16 protein-coding genes are annotated in these 16,773 nt (G+C 71.3%); 12 read left to right on the forward strand and 4 right to left on the reverse strand.

All coding sequences use genetic code 11. From position 1 onward, the window contains the following. Window positions 1-101: 101 nt before the first annotated feature. From DI272_RS20095 to DI272_RS46005, 5 genes are read left to right on the forward strand one after another with little or no spacing between them, the layout of a single operon-like run. Window positions 102-1,175 carry a toll/interleukin-1 receptor domain-containing protein gene (locus DI272_RS20095; protein ID WP_181387255.1) on the forward strand — a complete coding sequence of 358 codons (1,074 nt, stop codon included), beginning with the start codon at window positions 102-104 and terminating at the stop codon, window positions 1,173-1,175. Window positions 1,176-1,196: 21 nt separating this feature from the next. Then, window positions 1,197-1,595 (forward strand): hypothetical protein, encoded by a 399-nt coding sequence (locus tag DI272_RS20100; protein WP_109496701.1) that lies wholly within the window; start codon window positions 1,197-1,199, stop codon window positions 1,593-1,595. Window positions 1,596-1,600: 5 nt separating this feature from the next. Further along, window positions 1,601-2,875, forward strand: a complete 1,275-nt coding sequence (locus DI272_RS20105; RefSeq protein ID WP_109496702.1) for a toll/interleukin-1 receptor domain-containing protein — start codon at window positions 1,601-1,603, stop codon at window positions 2,873-2,875. 31 nt (window positions 2,876-2,906) lie between these two features. Next, complete coding sequence (locus tag DI272_RS20110; protein ID WP_109496703.1) at window positions 2,907-3,740, forward strand: helix-turn-helix transcriptional regulator; 834 nt, start codon at window positions 2,907-2,909, stop codon at window positions 3,738-3,740. Continuing rightward, the gene (locus tag DI272_RS46005; RefSeq protein ID WP_309221695.1) at window positions 3,701-3,916 is read left to right on the forward strand and encodes a DUF397 domain-containing protein; all 216 of its coding nucleotides are present in this window, start codon (window positions 3,701-3,703) and stop codon (window positions 3,914-3,916) included. Before DI272_RS20110 ends, DI272_RS46005 begins: the two co-directional genes overlap by 40 nt. Here DI272_RS46005 and DI272_RS20120 read toward each other — a convergent pair. After that, window positions 3,812-5,050, reverse strand: coding sequence for an MFS transporter (locus tag DI272_RS20120; RefSeq protein ID WP_258314611.1), 1,239 nt, complete (start codon window positions 5,048-5,050; stop codon window positions 3,812-3,814). The genes DI272_RS46005 and DI272_RS20120 overlap by 105 nt on opposite strands. Before the next feature lie 71 nt (window positions 5,051-5,121). Between DI272_RS20120 and DI272_RS20125 the strand changes: the two genes are divergently transcribed. From DI272_RS20125 to DI272_RS20135, 3 genes are all read left to right on the forward strand, one after another. Continuing rightward, a complete protein-coding gene (locus DI272_RS20125; RefSeq protein ID WP_109496705.1) occupies window positions 5,122-6,108 on the forward strand; it encodes a helix-turn-helix transcriptional regulator in 987 nt (328 codons plus the stop codon). Between the two features lie 9 nt (window positions 6,109-6,117). Next, window positions 6,118-6,624, forward strand: coding sequence for a glutathione peroxidase (locus DI272_RS20130; RefSeq protein ID WP_109496706.1), 507 nt, complete (start codon window positions 6,118-6,120; stop codon window positions 6,622-6,624). Between the two features lie 79 nt (window positions 6,625-6,703). Beyond that, entirely contained in the window at window positions 6,704-7,555 is an 852-nt protein-coding gene (locus DI272_RS20135; RefSeq protein ID WP_375138051.1) for a MerR family transcriptional regulator, read from the forward strand. Between the two features lie 6 nt (window positions 7,556-7,561). Here the strand turns inward: DI272_RS20135 and DI272_RS20140 are convergent, their stop codons facing one another. Together DI272_RS20140 and DI272_RS20145 are read right to left on the reverse strand one after the other, a co-directional pair. Continuing rightward, entirely contained in the window at window positions 7,562-9,502 is a 1,941-nt protein-coding gene (locus DI272_RS20140; RefSeq protein ID WP_109496708.1) for a hypothetical protein, read from the reverse strand. A 216-nt stretch (window positions 9,503-9,718) separates the two neighbouring features. Then, window positions 9,719-12,163, reverse strand: coding sequence for a D-alanyl-D-alanine carboxypeptidase (locus DI272_RS20145; protein WP_109496709.1), 2,445 nt, complete (start codon window positions 12,161-12,163; stop codon window positions 9,719-9,721). 249 nt (window positions 12,164-12,412) lie between these two features. Between DI272_RS20145 and DI272_RS20150 the strand changes: the two genes are divergently transcribed. From DI272_RS20150 to DI272_RS20160, 3 genes are all read left to right on the forward strand, one after another. Beyond that, complete coding sequence (locus DI272_RS20150) at window positions 12,413-13,171, forward strand: GPP34 family phosphoprotein (RefSeq protein WP_109496710.1); 759 nt, start codon at window positions 12,413-12,415, stop codon at window positions 13,169-13,171. Between the two features lie 363 nt (window positions 13,172-13,534). Next, complete coding sequence (locus tag DI272_RS20155; RefSeq protein ID WP_109496711.1) at window positions 13,535-14,392, forward strand: helix-turn-helix transcriptional regulator; 858 nt, start codon at window positions 13,535-13,537, stop codon at window positions 14,390-14,392. Between the two features lie 238 nt (window positions 14,393-14,630). Next, window positions 14,631-14,822: a DUF397 domain-containing protein gene (locus DI272_RS20160; RefSeq protein WP_059196003.1), complete on the forward strand. Its 192-nt coding sequence runs from the start codon at window positions 14,631-14,633 to the stop codon at window positions 14,820-14,822. A 162-nt stretch (window positions 14,823-14,984) separates the two neighbouring features. On the opposite strand, the gene DI272_RS20165 is transcribed toward DI272_RS20160, so the two are convergent. Continuing rightward, a complete protein-coding gene (locus DI272_RS20165) occupies window positions 14,985-15,824 on the reverse strand; it encodes a hypothetical protein (RefSeq protein WP_109496712.1) in 840 nt (279 codons plus the stop codon). Between the two features lie 80 nt (window positions 15,825-15,904). On the opposite strand from DI272_RS20165, the gene DI272_RS20170 reads away from it, so the two are divergent. Beyond that, window positions 15,905-16,690, forward strand: coding sequence for an SDR family oxidoreductase (locus tag DI272_RS20170; RefSeq protein WP_109496713.1), 786 nt, complete (start codon window positions 15,905-15,907; stop codon window positions 16,688-16,690). Window positions 16,691-16,773: the final 83 nt, after the last annotated feature.

Raw genomic sequence — 16,773 nt, forward strand, 5'->3', positions numbered from 1 at the left:
TACGCACGCTGTCAAGGGTGCCTGTCGCAACGGAAGGGTGCGGATTGGCCGGATCGGCCCGTTCCGCTCCGGCTCCCGGTGCCGCGATCTACATTGACGGCATGGCCGTGCCCCCCGCCTCAGGCGTTCGCGTCTTCATCTCGTACTCGCACGACAGCGACAGCCATCGCGCGGCCGTCCTCCGCCTCGCCACCCGGCTGCGCCAGGAGGGCGTCGACGCCTGGATCGACCAGTACGAGGAGCACCGGCCGCCCGAGTCGTGGCCGGACTGGATGCGGCGGGAGCTGAACCGGGCCGACTTCGTCCTGCTCGTCATCACCGCCGAGTACGCGCGGCGCTTCAACCGGGAGTCCCCGCCGGGGGCCGGGTCCGGGGTCCGGTGGGAAGGCACGCTGATCACGGCGGACATGTACTACGGGCGGCGGACCAGGGCCCGGTTCCTGCCGGTGGTGGGCCGCCCCGAGGACCAGGGGCTGGTCCCGGCGCCGCTGAACCTGACGACGTCGTACGTCATGGGGCGGGACGGGGACGCGGACCTGACGGGACTGCTGCGGGTGCTGCGCGCCCGACCGGCGGCGGTGCCCGCGCCGCTCGGGTCCGCGCCCGACGCCGCGCGAGCCGTGGCTCCGCCGCCGGAGACCGGGGTGCGCAGGCCGGCCGAGTACCAGAAGGAGTTCGAGGCGCGCCACGGCCCGGAGGGTCCCGTCGCCGCCGCCCGCGCCTGGCTGGAGTGCGTGCGGGGCGGGTACCGGCGGGAGATCTGGAGTGGCCTCGACCCGGACCTGCGGCTGTCGCTCGCCCAGGACTGGATCCTCGCGAACAAGGACCACCCCGACATCGCCCGGCGCCCCAGGGACGAACTCGCGAACGCCCTCGCCTCGCGCAGCCCCGAACACCCCCTGGCGGACCCTCTCGTGTCCAGCAGGGCGGAGCTGCTGTACCAGCACTTCGCCGCCTGGGACCCGTGCACGTGGGATGTCAGCGGCACATCGCGCCCGGTCGGCCGGGACTACCAGGTGGTGCTGCCGACGCCGGTCGACGGACCGCCGTCGAAGGAGATGCCCCTGTTGATGAGACGGGTGGACCGGATCTGGCGGGTCGCCAACTTCCGTCCCGCGTACGTGATTCCGGGATGGCCGCCCCGGCACGAGGACATCCCGGCATCCTTGCTCTGAACGAGAACTGGGGGCAACGGCATGGCGAGTGCGGGGTTCGTGCAGACGATGGGCCCGTTCCTGACGGAGGCGCTGAGCGCGTACGGGGACGGCCTGCTGGACGGCGGGGAGATCGCCACGGCGAGCGAGGCGGCGGGCATCGGGCGTCAGCTGGTTCGCACGGCCTACCGGCGGACCGACGACCTGGGGCGGGCGCTGCTGGCGGAGGCGGTGGCGGAGGGCGCCTCGGCGGAGGTACTGGGCGACCCGATCCGGCGGGCCCTGCGCAAGGACCCCGAGCTGGAGCGGGAGTTGGCCGCGCTGCTGCCGGGCGGCGCGGGAGGCACGACGGTCATCGCCTCCGGCGAACGGTCCGTCGCCGCCGGCGGGAACATCGGCATCGCCATCACCGGCGACGGCCCGGCCGGGAGCAGGACTTGACCGGGATGCGCACCCTCTACCTGCAGCGGTCGCTGAGCATGAACGGCAGGGGCGCGCTCGGTGGCCGGGTCCTGGTGGACCGGCTCCGCGCCGAGTCGGAGGAACTGCTGCTCGGCCATCTCGTGCACCCGGAGGACAAGGTGCCCCCGGCGCACTCCCCCGTGCGCCGCGACGTCATCTCCGAGACCGAGTTTCTGGGATTCGCGCCGAACGTCGTGGTGATGGAGGACGGTCTGTTCACCGGACGCGACGGCTTCTGGCGGATCGAGCGGCACCTCGCCGAGGAGTTCGTGGCGGACGGCGGGACCCTCGTCGTCGCGGACGCCGACCGGACCGTCCTCCAGGAGCAGCAGGCCGGCTACCTGGACGCGGCCTCGTTCCTGGGCGCGAGGCCCGCCTATCTCCAGGGCCGATGGCCGCTCGAAAGCGTCGACACCAAGCGGTGCTGGGGCTCGCACAAGCAGATCCGCTGCCTGCCCGAGCAGATGTACGTCAGCGACTGGCTGCGCCCCGTCTACGACGGCATCCCCGAGATCGTCTGCGGATGGCCGGTGCGGCACACCTCGACCGGGAGCCTGCTCGCCTCGTGCAACAAGGACTCCACCATGGTGTACGCCGCCGGAGGACCGGAGCCCGACGCCGTGCCCTGGGCGTCGGTGCGTCAGGCCGGGGCGGGGTTCGTGGTGCTGATGACCGGCGGGGTGACCCACGACGCGTGGCTGCGGGGGAGCCCTCACAACACCGCCTGGATGGTCAACGTATGCCGGTTCCTCACCGCTGAGGCCGACGTCGAGCGGCGGCGGACCCAGGCGGTGACCAGGTCCCCGGAGTCGCTCTTCCTGAGCCACGCGCACCACGACAAGGATCTCGTGTCCGCGACGTACCGGCTGCTGAAGTCCGAGCATGCCGTGGGTTCCTGGATCGACGCGGAGGAGCTGCTGCCGGGGGACTCCCTGCCCGAGCACATCACCGCTGCCGTCGGCCGCGCGACCGTGTTCGTGCTCTTCTGGTCCGAGGCCGCCGCCGCTTCCTCCTGGGTCCGGCGCGAGCTCGACATCGCGCTCGGTACGCCCACGCCGACACTGATCGTCGTACGGCTGGACCGCACGGCCGTTCCCGACCCGGTGGCCGAGCTCGTACGGATCGAGGCGGCGGACATGTCGCCCCTGGAGATCGCGGGAAGGCTGTCGGAGGCGATCCGGAAGCGGCGCCGCCGGGAACGTGTCGAGGAGGCCCGGCGGCGACCCGTACAAAATTCTTGTACGGGTGAGAACGGGTGAATGTACGTCCCCTGGCGGGGAGTTCCTCCGCATGAGCAACAAGAGCCGCACCACGCGGCAGCGGAAGAACGCGTCCGCCGTGAAGATGGTCGGGAGTCTCGTCGGCACGTTCCGGCGGGCGGCCGGGCTGACCCAGCGGGCCCTCGCCGACGAAGTGGGCGTGGACGACGAGACCATCGCCTCCGTCGAGCAGGGCAGACGGACCCTCAAGGAGGACCTGGCGGCCCTGCTCGACGACGTCCTCGACACCAAGGGGGCGCTGTGTGTGGCGCTGGCGAACATGCCGGAGATCGACCTGTTCCCCAGGTGGGCGGAGGAGTACATCGACCTGGAACAGGAGGCGCTGGCGCTGTCCTGGTACGACAACCAGGTGCTGCCGGGGCTGCTCCAGACGCCGGAGTACGCGCGGGCCGTCTTCCTCAACGACGTGCCCGCGCTCACCGAGGACGAGATCGAGCAGCGGGTCGCGGCGCGGATGGAGCGGCAGGAGATCCTCCACCGGCGCGAGCCTCCGACGATCAGCTTCGTCATCTCCGAGGTGACGGTGATGGACCGCCTCGGGGGCGAGGAGGTCCATCACGAGCAACTGCGGTGCCTGCGCGCACTGGCCGACCTGGCGGCGATCACCCTCCAGATCATGCCGGTGGGCCGGGAGTTCCACGCCGGGCTCGTCGGGCCCTTCACGGTGATCGAGACCGTCGATCACCAGCGCATCGTCTACACCGAGGCCCCGCGCCGCGGCTGGTTGATCGCAGACCCGGACGACGTGTCCTATCTGGAGCGGAGGTATGCGATGCTGCGGACACAGGCTCTCAACCCGGTCGAATCCAAGGGCCTGTTGGACCGTTTGCTAGGAGACGCATGAGCACCGCACCTCAGTGGGTCAAGTCCAGCTACAGCAGTGACCAAGGCGGTCAGTGTCTCGAAGTCGCCACCTCACCCCACACCATCCACATCCGCGACTCCAAGAACTCCAGCGGCCCCACGCTCACCGTCACCCCCGACACCTGGACGTCGTTCCTCGCGCTTGCCCGCCGCTGACAGCGCGAGCGTCACCGCGATCGACGCGGTCGCCGTCGCCGTCATCGCCGTTGCCGGCGACGTCAGTTGGGCCGCCGTGCCCGCGATCGCCGCCGCCACGCCCTGCATCGTGAGCATGCCCGCGGAGCGCAGACCGAGGGCGTGGCCCGCCATGTCGTCCGGGGTGAGGGTCATCAGGCGTTCCTGCTGGACCAGGCTCGCGGCGAAGCCGACGTTGGACAGGAACACCGCCGCTGCGGCCACGGGCACCTCCGGGCGCAGCGCGAAGATCAGGTACGGCGTGGCCAGCAGCAGGAGCAGGGGCGTCGCCAGCCGGGCGCGCAGCTCGGGCCGTACGAAGCGGCCCACGACCACGTCACCGGCGAACATGCCCAGCGCCCCGCTCGCGAAGAGCGCCCCCGCGGCGCCCGGCGCGTAGGAGACGTAGAGGGAGTCGCAGCCGACGACCAGGCCGTTGGGGAGCCACAGGCCCAGGTAGGTGAGGCGGCGGGGGCGGGAGCTCCACAGGATGGCGTTCGTGCGCCAGGTCGCGGCGACCGAGAGGCGGCCCGCGGAGCGGGCCGGGCGGGCGGTCAGGCCCAGGCGGTAGCCCAGCGCCTCCACGGCGTACAGGGCCGCCGCGAGCAGCAGGCAGGTGCGCGGGGACAGGAGCGCCAGAAGGGCGCCGCCCAGCGCGAAGCCCATGACCTGCATCAGACCCGAGGCCATGTTGAACACCGAACGGCCGAGCACGAAGCCGGACTTGGGGAGGATCTCGTTCAGCAGGCCGCCGACCACTCCCCCGCCCAGCGAGGCGATCAGGCCCTGCAGGAGGACGACTCCGAAGACGCCCCAGACCGGCAGTCCGGGTACCGCCAGCACCGCCGTGAGGGCCGCGAAGGCGAGACCCATGCCGACCAAGGTCGAGCGCGGGCGCAGCCGGTCGGCGCCGGAGAGCAGGAAGGTCGCGCCCAGCACCTGCGCCAGCTGCGGTCCGAACATGCTCAGCGCCGACAGCAGCGGGGAGTCGGTGGCCCGGTACACCAGCGTGGCCAGGGACAGTCCGCCGATGGTCAGGGCCGCGTTGTAGGCCGCGTAGGAGAGGAAGAAGGGGGTGAACTCCGGGGTGCGGAAGAGCTCGCGGTAGCTGCGCATGCAGGGGAGTCTCGGAGTGATCGGCGGCCGGTCGTTAATCTTTCGCGCAGACACGAAAGGTCGTGGGACGCATGGGATTGTGGCTGATCGACGCCGACACCCTCGCCCGCAGCCGGTTCCTGGTCTCCCCGTTCGCCGAGACCTTCGCAAGTCTGAAGCTGCTGCACGCCGGGGTCGGGGCGCATCCGGGCGAGGAGGGGTGGCTGCGCGCCCACCTGCCGGGTTATCGCGCGCTGCTGGCCGCCGACCCGGTGACCGGGCCGCTCGTCGCCGCGGGCGTCGGCACGTCCTGGATCGCCGACTTCTTCTGCCCCACGCCGTGCGCCGGGGAGACCTTCGCGGAGACCGTGCACCGGGTGCGAGCCGCCGCCCCCGAGGAGGCGCGCGCCAACCTCCGGGTGTCCCTCGCCGGCCCGCTGCCCGCGCTTCTGGACCGGGACGACCTGCCCGAGCGGGCGACCGCGGTCCTCACGCACGTCTGGGAGGAGACCGTACGGCCGTACTGGGAGCGCCGGCGGCGGGTCCTGGAGGCCGACGTGGTCGCCCGGACCGCGCGGGTGAGCCAGGGCGGCTGGGCGGCCGTGCTGGACTCGCTGCGGCCGTGGACGCGGTGGCTCGGGGAGAGCCGGTTCCAGGTCAACACGCACGCGTATCCGCCCCGGGAGCTCCCCGCCGGGGCCGATCTGGCCTTCGTGCCGGTGACGGTGGGGACCGGCTGGGTGTCGTGGGAGGGGCGGGAGCGGTACGCCGTCGTCTACCCGTGTCTCGGGGTGCTCGCCGAGGACCATGGACGGCGGCCCGTGCCGGCCGGGCTCGGCGCGCTCGTCGGGACCGCGCGGGCCCGGATTCTGGTGCTGCTCGGCACGCCCATGAGCACCACCCAGGTGGTCGCCGTGACCGGGCAGGGGCTCGGGTCGGTGGGCCGGCATCTGCGGGTGCTGCTGGACGCGGGGCTGGTGGAGCGGCGGCGGGCGGGGCGGTCGGTGCTGTACGAGCGGACGGCGGCCGGGACGGTGCTCGTCGAGGCCTCACGCCGGCCCGACACTTACCGGAGTTAGCATCCGCTTATGACGACTGCTGACAGCACCTCCCCCCTCTCCGTCGAGATCGGCACCCTCCAGGGCGGCCCCGCCGACCTCTCCCGCTACGCGGGCCAGGCCGTGCTGGTCGTGAACGTGGCCTCCAAGTGCGGGCTGACCCCGCAGTACAGCGGCCTGGAGAGCCTCCAGAAGCAGTACGCCGACCAGGGCTTCACCGTCCTCGGCGTGCCCTGCAACCAGTTCCTCGGCCAGGAGCCCGGCAGCGCCGAGGAGATCGCCGAGTTCTGCTCGGCGACGTACGGCGTGAGCTTCCCGATGACGGAGAAGGTCGAGGTGAACGGCGAGGGCCGGCACCCGCTCTACGAGCGGCTGGTCGACTTCGCCGACGCCGACGGGCACACCGGCGACATCCGCTGGAACTTCGAGAAGTTCCTCATCGGCCGGGACGGCACAGTCGTCGCCCGCTTCTCCCCGCAGACCGAGCCGGAGTCGGCGGAGCTGGTGGCCGCCGTGGAGGCCCAGCTGGCCCGTTGACCTTGCCCCTGGGGCAGGGCCGAGCCTCCTCGTCACCGGGCGGAAGAGCCGCCCGGTGACGGAGGACGAGGATGGTCCGGTGACTGACGACGACCTGCTCACCATCGGCGCCTTCGCCGCGCGGGCCCGCCTCTCGGCCAAGGCCCTGCGGCTGTACGACCGTCTCGGACTGCTGGCCCCGGCGCACGTCGACGAGGCCAGCGGCTACCGCTACTACCGGGCGGGCCAGGCGGAACGCGCCCGGCTCGTCGCGATGCTGCGGCAGCTCGACATGCCCCTGGCGCGGATCGCCGAGGTGGTCGAGGCGGGCGGGGCCACGGGTGCGGAGCTGCTGGCCGCGTACTGGGCGGACGTCGAGGCGCGGGTGGCGGGACAGCGGACGCTCGCCGAGTTCCTCCGTGGACGACTGTCGGGGAGGAGCTCCGAGATGTACGGGAAGTTCGTGGTGGAGACGGTGGAACTGCCGGAGCAGGTGGTGATCACCGAGACGCGGCACGTGCTGGCGGACGAGCTGCCGGCCTGGATCGGCGCCTCGCTCGGCCGCCTGGAGGAGGCCGCGCGGGAGTGCGGGGGCGTGACCGCGGCCCCCTTCGTCCGCTACCACTCCGAGGTGTCCATGGAGAGCGACGGGCCCGCCGAGTCCTGCATGCCGGTCGCCGACGAGGCCGCCGCGCAGGCGTGGGCCACGGGGCCGGGCCGGGTGCGCGGGACGGAGGTCCGCGTCGAGCCGGCGCAGCGGTTCGCCTACACCCGTATCACCAAGGCCCAGGTGGCCCATCCGCAGATCATCGCCGCCTTCGAGGCGGTGGAGGAGTGGATCGCCGGGCAGGGGCTGGAACAGGCGGGGCCCTGCCGGGAGATCTACTTCGCGGACTGGGAGGCCGCCGGGCCGGACGACGCGGTGTGCGACGTGGCGTTCCCGGTCAGGTAGGCGGTCCTACTTCAGCTCGTCCGGACACGGCGTCCCCCGCGGCACCTGGTAGGGCGCCGCCAGCCGGTACGTCCCCGCCTTCGGCGCGATCAGCTCCGTCCACTGGTCGCCCTGGGCGTCCTCCTCCGTCTCCAGCAGGCAGCCGTTGACGTTGTCGTACGTCTTCGGCTCCCCGTCGGCCCGGTCCTTGGACGCCTCCGTCTCCTGCGGCGGCTTCAGGCTCTTGCCGTCCGCGTCGACGAGGCTCAGCCACGGCGAGTAGGGGATGCGGATGAGGATGCGGCCGGCCTTGCGCACCTGGAGGGTCATCTCGCCCTGCTCGGCGCGGTCCACGACCGCGTTGGGCTCGGCGAGCGGGGTCGGGTCGGTCACCTGGAACAGCTGCCAGTTGGCGTCGCCCCAGATCTGCTTCAGATAGGGCATCCCGCGCTGCACGAGGTCCCGCTCCCGCTTGGCCCCGTCGCCGTCCGGCTCGTCCTTGGAGACGACGACGAAGTGCACCGCCCAGCGCTTGACCCACTCGTGGTAGTTCGCCGAGTTCAGGGTGTCGTCGTAGAAGAGCGGGTTGCGCTCCATGTCGGCCTGGCGGTTCCAGCCGCGGGCGAGGTTGACGTACGGGGCGAGCGCGGACGCCTCCCGGTGGGAGCGGGCCGGCACGACCTCGACGCGGCCCTTCTCCGCGCCGACCTCCTGGAGCTCGTTGACGAGCGGGGCGAGCTCGCGGGCCCAGGAGGCGGCCGGGGTGGTGTTGAGGACGTCGTCGACCGACTTGAAGCCGACCCAGCCGCCGAACCCGGCGATGGCCAGCACGATCGCGTACCACTTGCGGCTGCGCGGCACCGTGAACGGCAGCGCCGCCACCAGCACCGTCCCGCCGAACAGCATCGGCAGCCGGGAGATGTTGGAGCCGATCTGGGAACTGATCAGCCACACCAGGACGACGGCGAGCGCGTACACCGCGGCCGTCAGCCGGACCGTCGTCCACTCCTTGGGGACGAGGACGAAGACGAGCGCGCCGTAGAGGAACGGCAGGATCACCGAGCCGAAGATCATCGGCTGGGTGCCGGAGAACGGGAACAGCCACGCCGACACCGCGACCACCGCGCTCGGCGCGAGCCCCAGGGCCCAGGCGCCGGGCCGCCGCTTCTGCAGGAACAGCGCGACCGCGACGAACCCGACGAACAGGCCCGCGACCGGCGACGCCATGGTGGCGAGCGCGGCCAGCGGGGCGGCGCACAGCGCCTTCGCCCACCGCTTGTAGCGCCAGCGGTGCGGCCAGCAGAACACCACCGCGACCGCGCCGAGCCCGAACATCGTGCCGAGACCGAAGGTGACCCGCCCCGAGACGGCGTTGCAGAAGAAGGCGACGAGACCCGCGAACGACGCCCACAGGGGGTTCTTCACGGACCGGCTGCGCAGCAGGACCAGCGTGAGCAGCCCGGCCGAGACGGTGCCGGCGATCATCATCGTCGTCCGGACGCCGAGGACCGACATCAGATACGGCGAGACGACGCTGTACGACACCGGGTGCATGCCGCCGTACCAGGCGAGGTTGTACGCCGAGTCCGGGTGCCGGCCGACGAACTCCGCCCAGGCGTCCTGCGCGGCGAGGTCGCCGCCGCTGTTGGCGAACAGGAAGAACCACATGATGTGGAGCCCGCCGGACAGCACGGTGAAGGAGAGCACGGGATGCCGCAGGATGCGCTCGCGCAGGGCGAGGAACGCGGTGAGATAGCGGGCGGGCACCGGGGGCGACGGCTCAGCCGACGTGCCGGTACGGCTGCTGCCGCGGTCGCCGCTGCTGCCGCCGGCCCGGCTGCTGCTGTCGCCGGCCTGGCTGCTGCTGTCGCCGGTGCTCTCTGTGCGCGGTGCGGGTACGCGTATTCGCGGGCTCATGTCCGAGCCCGGATCGGCGTCGTCTGCGCGTGTCGGCTCCGCAGTGGCCACCTGAAGGCAACTCCCCGTGTCCCGTCTTCTTTTCTCGGCCGTGTGGTGTTCCGGCCTCGTTCACGGTCGCGTTGTGGGCGACCGGCGACCTGCCCCTTTCGTGACGCTAGCACGCTCCCCCTCTCTCGACTCCGCCCGAGCGGGAGGGTCCGGGCCCCCGCCGCCGACGGGCGCCCGGGCGGGGGCGTCGGCGGCGGGGTGCGTACGGGACTTTCGTCAGGCGACGCGGGTCAGCTTGTCCGTGAAGCCCGGTTCGACGAGGTCCTTCTGGAGCGCGACCGGGACCGTGACGGCACCGGCCGAGGCGTCACCGACCGTGAGCGTGCCGACCTTGGTGCCGGCCTTCGCGGTGTGCGGTACGTCGTCGGCGGCGAAGGTCAGCTTCACGGTGAGGCCGGACCAGCCGACGGCGGTGACGTCCTTGGTCGCGACCACGGCCGTGTGGCCGCCGACCCCGTCGTCCACGTACCCGACGACATCGCCCTTCTTGATGATCGTCGCGGACTTCAGGGCGCCCTGGGCGGCGCGGATCAGCTGGTCGCCCGCGGTGAGGGCGGCGCTGAGGATGGTGTTGTCGACGCCGCCGGGGGGCTGCCGGAGGACCGCGCCGACGATGGTGCGGGTCTCGCCGTTCACCTCCTTCTTCGCCGCGAAGACGAGGTTGCCGAGGGCGGAGGTGGTGGTGCCGGTCTTGATGCCGACGACGTCGTTCTTGCCGACGAGCTGGTTCCAGTTGGGGTGGTTCTGGCCCTTGTAGTCGTCGTACGACATCATCGCGGCGACCTCGCGGAAGGCCGGGTACTCCATGGCCTTCTTGGCGAGCTTCACCTGGTCCACGGCGGTGGAGACGGTGGTGTTGTTCAGCCCGGACGGGTCGGTGTACGTCGTGTTCGTCATCCCGAGGTCGTCGGCGGCGGCGTTCATCTTCTCGACGAACGACTTCTCCGAACCGGCGTCCCAGCGGGCGAGGAGGCGGGCGACGTTGTTCGCGGACGCGATCAGGATGCTCTCCAGGGCCTCGCGCTGGGAGATGCTGTCGCCTGCGGTGACGGCCACCTTGGACTCGTCGCTCTTCGCGGCGCCCTCGTCCTGCGCGGTCTGGTCGATCTTGATGTTCGGGCCCTTGGCGCCGCTCTTCAGCGGGTGGTCGCGCAGGATCAGGTACGCCGTCATGACCTTCGCGACGCTCGCGATCGGCACGGGCTTCTGCTCGCCGGACGAGCCGAAGGAACCGATGCCCTGGACGTCGAGGGCGGCCTGGCCGTCGGAGGGCCAGGGGATGTCGACCTTGCCGCCGTCGAAGGAGTAGGTCTCCTCGGCGGTGAGCTGGAGGGCGGGGTCGGGCAACGGGCGCAGGGACTGTACGACCGCAAAGATGATCGCGAGGAGGACGACGAGGGGCGTCCAGATCTTCACGCGGCGGACGGTGGTGCGGAGGGGGGTCTCCGGGGGCGGGGGCGTGTTGGTCAGCTCGGCCAGCAGGTCCAGCGGGGGCTTCGGCGGGAGCGGCTGCTGGGTGGTGCGCTCGGGGCCGACCTGGGGGACGGCGGTGGTGACGTCCGGCTTGAGGGGGACGAACTTGCTGGTGGGGTGGTCGGGAGTGGGGGTGCTGCGGGGCAGCTTGAGCATGGTGGTGGGCTGGTCCACGGGCCGCTCGGCTTCGGGCTCGTCGGCCGCGACGGCGGCACCCGCACCCGCTCCGGCGACCGCGGACTTGCCCTTCGGCTCGTCCTTCGGCTCGTCCTTCGGCTCGTCCGCGGACTCGACGGGGACCACCGCGTCGCGGGGCTCGTCGCTCGGCTCGACGGCGTCCTCGGGCTCCGTCCGGTCCGTCGGCTCCTCGGACACGGCCGGCTCCGGCGTCTTGCGCTCGGCCGCCTTCGGCTCGGCGTTCTCGTCGGCGTCGGCCGTCACGGGCTCGTCCGCCCGCTTCCCGGCATCGGCGGCCTCGGCGGGCTCAGTGGTCGTCTCCGGCGCTTCCGTGGCCCCGGAGGCGCCCTCGGGCCCTTCCGCCGCCTCGGGGCCGCCCTCGGCCTCCGCAGCGTCGTCTCCGGCGTCCGTACCGGCGTCTCCGGCGTCCGTACCGGCGTCTCCGGCGTCCGTACCGGCGTCTCCGGCGTCCGTACCGGCGTCTCCGGCGTCCGTCGCCGCGTCGGCAGTGTCCGCCCCGGCCTCGGCCCCACCGTCGGCGTCATCCCCGGTGTCGGCACCGGCGTCGGCATCGGCATCGGTGTCGGCGTCGGCGTCGGCGTCGGCCGAGGGCTCCCCCTCTGCCCGGTCCCCCGTCGCGTCGCCCGAGCGGACCCATGCCGCCACCGCGGCCCGCAGGCGCGCGTCGCCGCCCTCGCCGGGGCTTGTGGCGTCCGGCGCGTCCTCCGGGGTGCCGGACGCCGCGGCCTCGGGCTCGGGGGGCGTCTCCGCGCGTGCCGCGGTCTCCCTGGCCTTCGCCACATCCCGTACCGAGAACACGCGCGTCGCCGTGTCCACGCCGCCGGCGCCGCGGGACTCCCCGCCCGCGCCGGGCGCGTCGGCATCCCGTGCCACCGCCAGCCGCGGATCACGTACCTCGGTCCTGGCCTCGGGAACCGGACCCGCGCTCCCCGACGTCGGTTCTGCCGACGACTCGCGCTGCTTCGACCTGTCGGGGGACTCGCCCGCCACCGATGCCTCCTAAACCGTGAACCCGTTGACCCGTGAAGCCGTCAACCGATGAATCCGACTGTGACCGCCTGCCCGGGGCACGGTCCACCGCACTGTCCGAACCGTGTACCAGTGTCCTGTGTGCGGGCTTGGCTCCTGCGGTAGACGAGAACGACATACCTACCGGTTCCCTCACAAACAGGTCACGCACCCTCGACAGACCAATGTGAGAGGGGTCACCCTGTCATTCATCCACGCGGGGAGGCATGGATGGGCAGGAGCCGCAGAACACTTCCGGAGGAGCTTCTGCTGCTGGCGTTGGACCCGACCACGGGAACCACCGCACAGCCGCAGTCGCTCGACCTCGGTCTGGCCGGAGCACAGCTAGTGGAGCTGGCGCTGGCCGGACGGATAGCCCCAGACGGGGATCGTATCGCCGTGGTCGTACCACGGCCGACTGGAGATCCGACACTGGACTGCGCGTTGGAGTTGCTGCGAAGGCGTGGCGCTCCCGTGCGGGCAGTGAACTGGATCGGCGGGCCCCGCCTGGGGCTGCGCCAGACCTACCTCTCGCATCTGGAGCGGTGCGGCATGGTGCATGCCGTGGCCGGTCAGATGTGCGGGGTGTTGCCGACGACTCGCTATCAGGCGACGGACAACGCCATCAGCCGGGAGATCAGGGCCCGGCTGGACTCGGCGATCCGCACCGGCGTGCCGCCGGACCCGCGGACCGCGGCGCTGGCCGCTCTGGCGCACGCCGTGGGCCTCGGCAAGCATCTGTATCCGGGGAACGAGGGACGCTCCTCTCGCTCCCGGCTGCGGGACCTGATCAGGCACGACCCCATGGGCGGTCTCGTCGCGCACGCCGTGATGGACGTCCAGAACGGTGTGGCGGCCCAGCCACGCCGTAGCCCCGCCCCGGCGACCGGCCGCCCGGCCGCACCCGGCGGCAGGGCCGCAGCGGAACCCGCTCGCGGTGTTCCGGCGCAACCGCACCGCGGTTCCATGGCGCGTGTCGTGGCTCACTGAGCCGCGGGCCCCACGACACCACCTCAGGAACCGAGCCGCACCACACGCACTGCCGGCGCAGCCCCAGACCCGGAATCGGGAGCCGCTGGTCCGCGCGGGGCGGCGGGACCGTGTGTCCGGACGACACCACGGTCCCGCCGTCCCGCGCGTTTTTTCGCGCCCGCGCGCTCTTTCCCGTCCCCACCGGCAGTCCACACCGTCACCAACGTCACGCGGCCGGGCCGCGTTCACCGCGAACCGGCGCCTGTGCAGCGCATATACACGGTTTCCCAGCGGTAGAAAGCACCTTGGTGGCAGTCTGCTCAACAGCAGATACGCAAAGTGGCAATTTTCGAAGGCACGCAGCCGGAGGTGCACGTTCTCGTGGCGTCCAATGTCAATCCCACCGTCAGGCGGCGCCGGCTGGGCCAGGAGCTGCGCCGGCTCCGCGAGCTCAAGGGCATGACCGCCGAAGAGGTCGCCGAACGGCTGCTGGTGTCGCAGTCGAAGATCAGCCGTCTGGAGAACGGACGGCGCAGCATCAGCCAGCGCGACGTCCGCGACCTGTGCGGGGTGTACGAGGTCGAGGACCACCGGATCGTCGACTCGCTGATGCAGATGGCCAAGGACTCGCGGCAGCAGGGGTGGTGGCATTCGTTCGGCGACATCCCCTACAGCGTCTACATCGGGCTGGAGACGGATGCGGCGAGCTTGCGGGTGTACGACCCCCAGGTGGTGCCGGGGCTTTTGCAGACCCGTACCTACGCCGAGTCCCTGATCTCCGGCGCACTCCCCGAGGCGACGCCGGGCGACATCGACAAGCGCGTCCAGGTGCGGCTGCGCCGACAGGAACGTATCTCTGCCGCCGACAACCCGCTGCGGCTGTGGGCGGTCCTCGACGAGGCGACCCTGCGCCGCGAGGTCGGGAACCGGCAGGTGATGATCGAGCAGCTGGAGCATCTGATCGAGATGTCCCAGCTGCCGCACGTCACCGTGCAGTTGATCCCGTTCACGATGGGCGCGCACCCCGGGGTCAGCGGCCAGTACGCGATCCTGGAGTTCCCGGACGCGGCCGATTCCAGCGTGGTCTACATCGAGGGCGTCACCAGCGACCTGTACCTGGAGAAGGCGCAGGACGTGCAGAAGTACAGCGTGATGTACGAGCATTTGCGGGCACAGGCCCTGAACGCGGACCAAAGCCGGGACTTCATCTCGAAGGTGGCGAAAGAGTACGCCCGCTGACGGCATAACGGCCCACTCTGTAAGGCGGGCGCCGAAAGGTACACCTAAGTCCGGCCATGATGGAAGACCCCACTGAATATGCCACCCGGGCGGGTGAATACCCCCTCCGCACTCCGATGTTGGCGAGTAGCGTCGATCACGCCATCAAGCAACAACGTTGGCGCAAACCGTGCCGTGCAGCCGGAGACAGACGCACACCACGGTGACAGCAACTCAGCAACTGGCTATCGGAGCGAACATGGCAATCAAGCAGGGCGTCACGGACGAGTGGGTCAAGTCCTCCTACTCGCAGGGCAATGGCGCGTGCGTCGAGATCAAGTCCCCGGTTCTCGCGGCGATGGCCGTCCGGGACTCGAAGGTCACGGACGGCCCCACCCTGGCCTTCCCCGCGGACGCGTGGACCGCCTTCGTCGGCTCGGTCAAGGCGTAGGGCAAGTCGGCCGTTCGGTACAGAAGATCGAGCCATCGGGCATCGAGTGATCGAGTGATCGGTTACGACACAACTTCACAAGCACCGTCCAAGAGCCCTCTCGTCCAGCTCGCCGTCCTTGCCGAGGGGGCTCGGCTTGTGCCCTGACCCGGCCGGTCCGGGTCAGCGCAGCCGGTCCACGTACTTGTCCGTTCCCGGCACCGTCGGAATGAACGGCGCGACCAGTTCCACCCTCCCCAGACCCGCCTCCGCCACCGGCCCGTCCAGGCCCGTGAAGTACTGCTCCCAGCAGTCCCGCGGGTCCGCCTCCAGGAACCACAGCAGGGTCAGCCGGGTGTCGACGCCCTCGACCTGCTTCACATAGGTCATCCGGTCGCCGGGCAGCGGCGTCGGCCGGAAGACGGTCACCATCGCGGCCGGTGATCCCGCGATCCGCTTCGGCAGGTGCCGGGAGCGCAGCCACTCCAGCAACTCCGCGCGCTGCGCGGCCGATTCGGCGTCGATCACCTCGACCACCAGGCCCGCGTAGGGGTGATCGAGCGCGTGGTGGTCGCGCGGGCCCGCGGCCCCGTCCCGGTACACGGTCGCCTCGTGGTCCTGGAACGCCGTGAAGACGTGTGTCCGGTCCTGGTAGACCCGTCCGTCCCGGTTCAGCCGCTTGTTGATCCCGACGGTCCATTTCATGTGGTCGGCGTAGCGGCCGTCCGTGATCCAGTACGTCGAGAGGTAGCACCCGGCGGTCACCGGCTGGGCCACCGCCGACTTCTCCGGGTAGCGCAGGAGCTGGAGGTCCCGGGTGGCGACCCAGCGGCGCCCGGCGTACATCCAGGGCATGGCCATCGCGCCGGCGTAGTAGTGGTCGTCCTCGTACCAGCGGTTGTAGGCGTACTCGTGGCCCGGGTGCGGTTCGACCATGGTGATCAGGGCGTGGCCCGGGCGGACCCCGTAGGGGCCTACGGCGGCCAGCTCGGCGTACGTCTCGCTGCGGGTGTCGTCGCTCATGCGGTTCCCCTTTCCTCCGGTCGCCCATACTCTGACGCTCCGTCAGATGATGCGCCAGAGCCAGGACCGGAGGGACGTCGATGTCATTGCTCTCGGGGAAGACCGTCGTGGTGTCGGGTGTCGGGGCCGGCCTCGGTCACCAGGTCGCCGCCGCCGTCGTACGGGACGGCGGGAACGCCGTGCTCGGGGCGCGCACGGAGGCGAACCTGGCGAAGTCCGCCGCCGGCATCGACCCGGACGGCGCGCACACCGCGTATCTCTCCACCGACATCACCGACGAGCAACAGTGCGCGGCGCTCGCGGAGTTGGCGGAGGAGCGGTTCGGGCAGATCGACGCGGTGGTCCATGTGGCGGCCTGGGACAGCCACTTCGGCGGCCTGGAGGACGCGGACTTCACCACTTGGCAGTCGGTGATCGACGTGAACCTGCTCGGGTCGCTGCGGATGACGCGGGCCTGTCTGCCGGCGCTGAAGCGGTGCGGGGGCTCGGTGGTGTTCATCGGCACGCAGTCCTCGGTCGCGGCACCCTCGCAGGTGCGGCAGGCGGCGTACGCGGCCTCGAAGGGTGCGCTGACGAGTGCGATGTACTCGCTGGCGCGGGAGCTCGGCCCGTACCGCATCCGCGTGAACACGGTGCTGCCGGGCTGGATGTGGGGGCCGCCGGTGCAGGCGTACGTGCAGTTCACCGCGCACACCGAGGGGGTCGGGGAGCCCGAGGTGCTGAAGCGGCTCACCGAGCGGATGGCGTTGCCCGATCTCGCCACGGACGGGGATGTAGCGGACGCGGCGGTGTTCCTGGCGTCGGACCGGGCACGATCGATCACGGGGCAGTCGTTGCTGGTCAACGCGGGGGAGCTGATGCGGTGACGTTCATGTAGATGAACAGAGGCCAGTATGCCGAATGAATTTACCTCCCCTTGACCTTACGCACGCTTGTCGTGTTCACGCGG

Source organism: Streptomyces sp. Act143, from assembly GCF_003143935.1.
GTDB lineage: Bacteria > Actinomycetota > Actinomycetes > Streptomycetales > Streptomycetaceae > Streptomyces.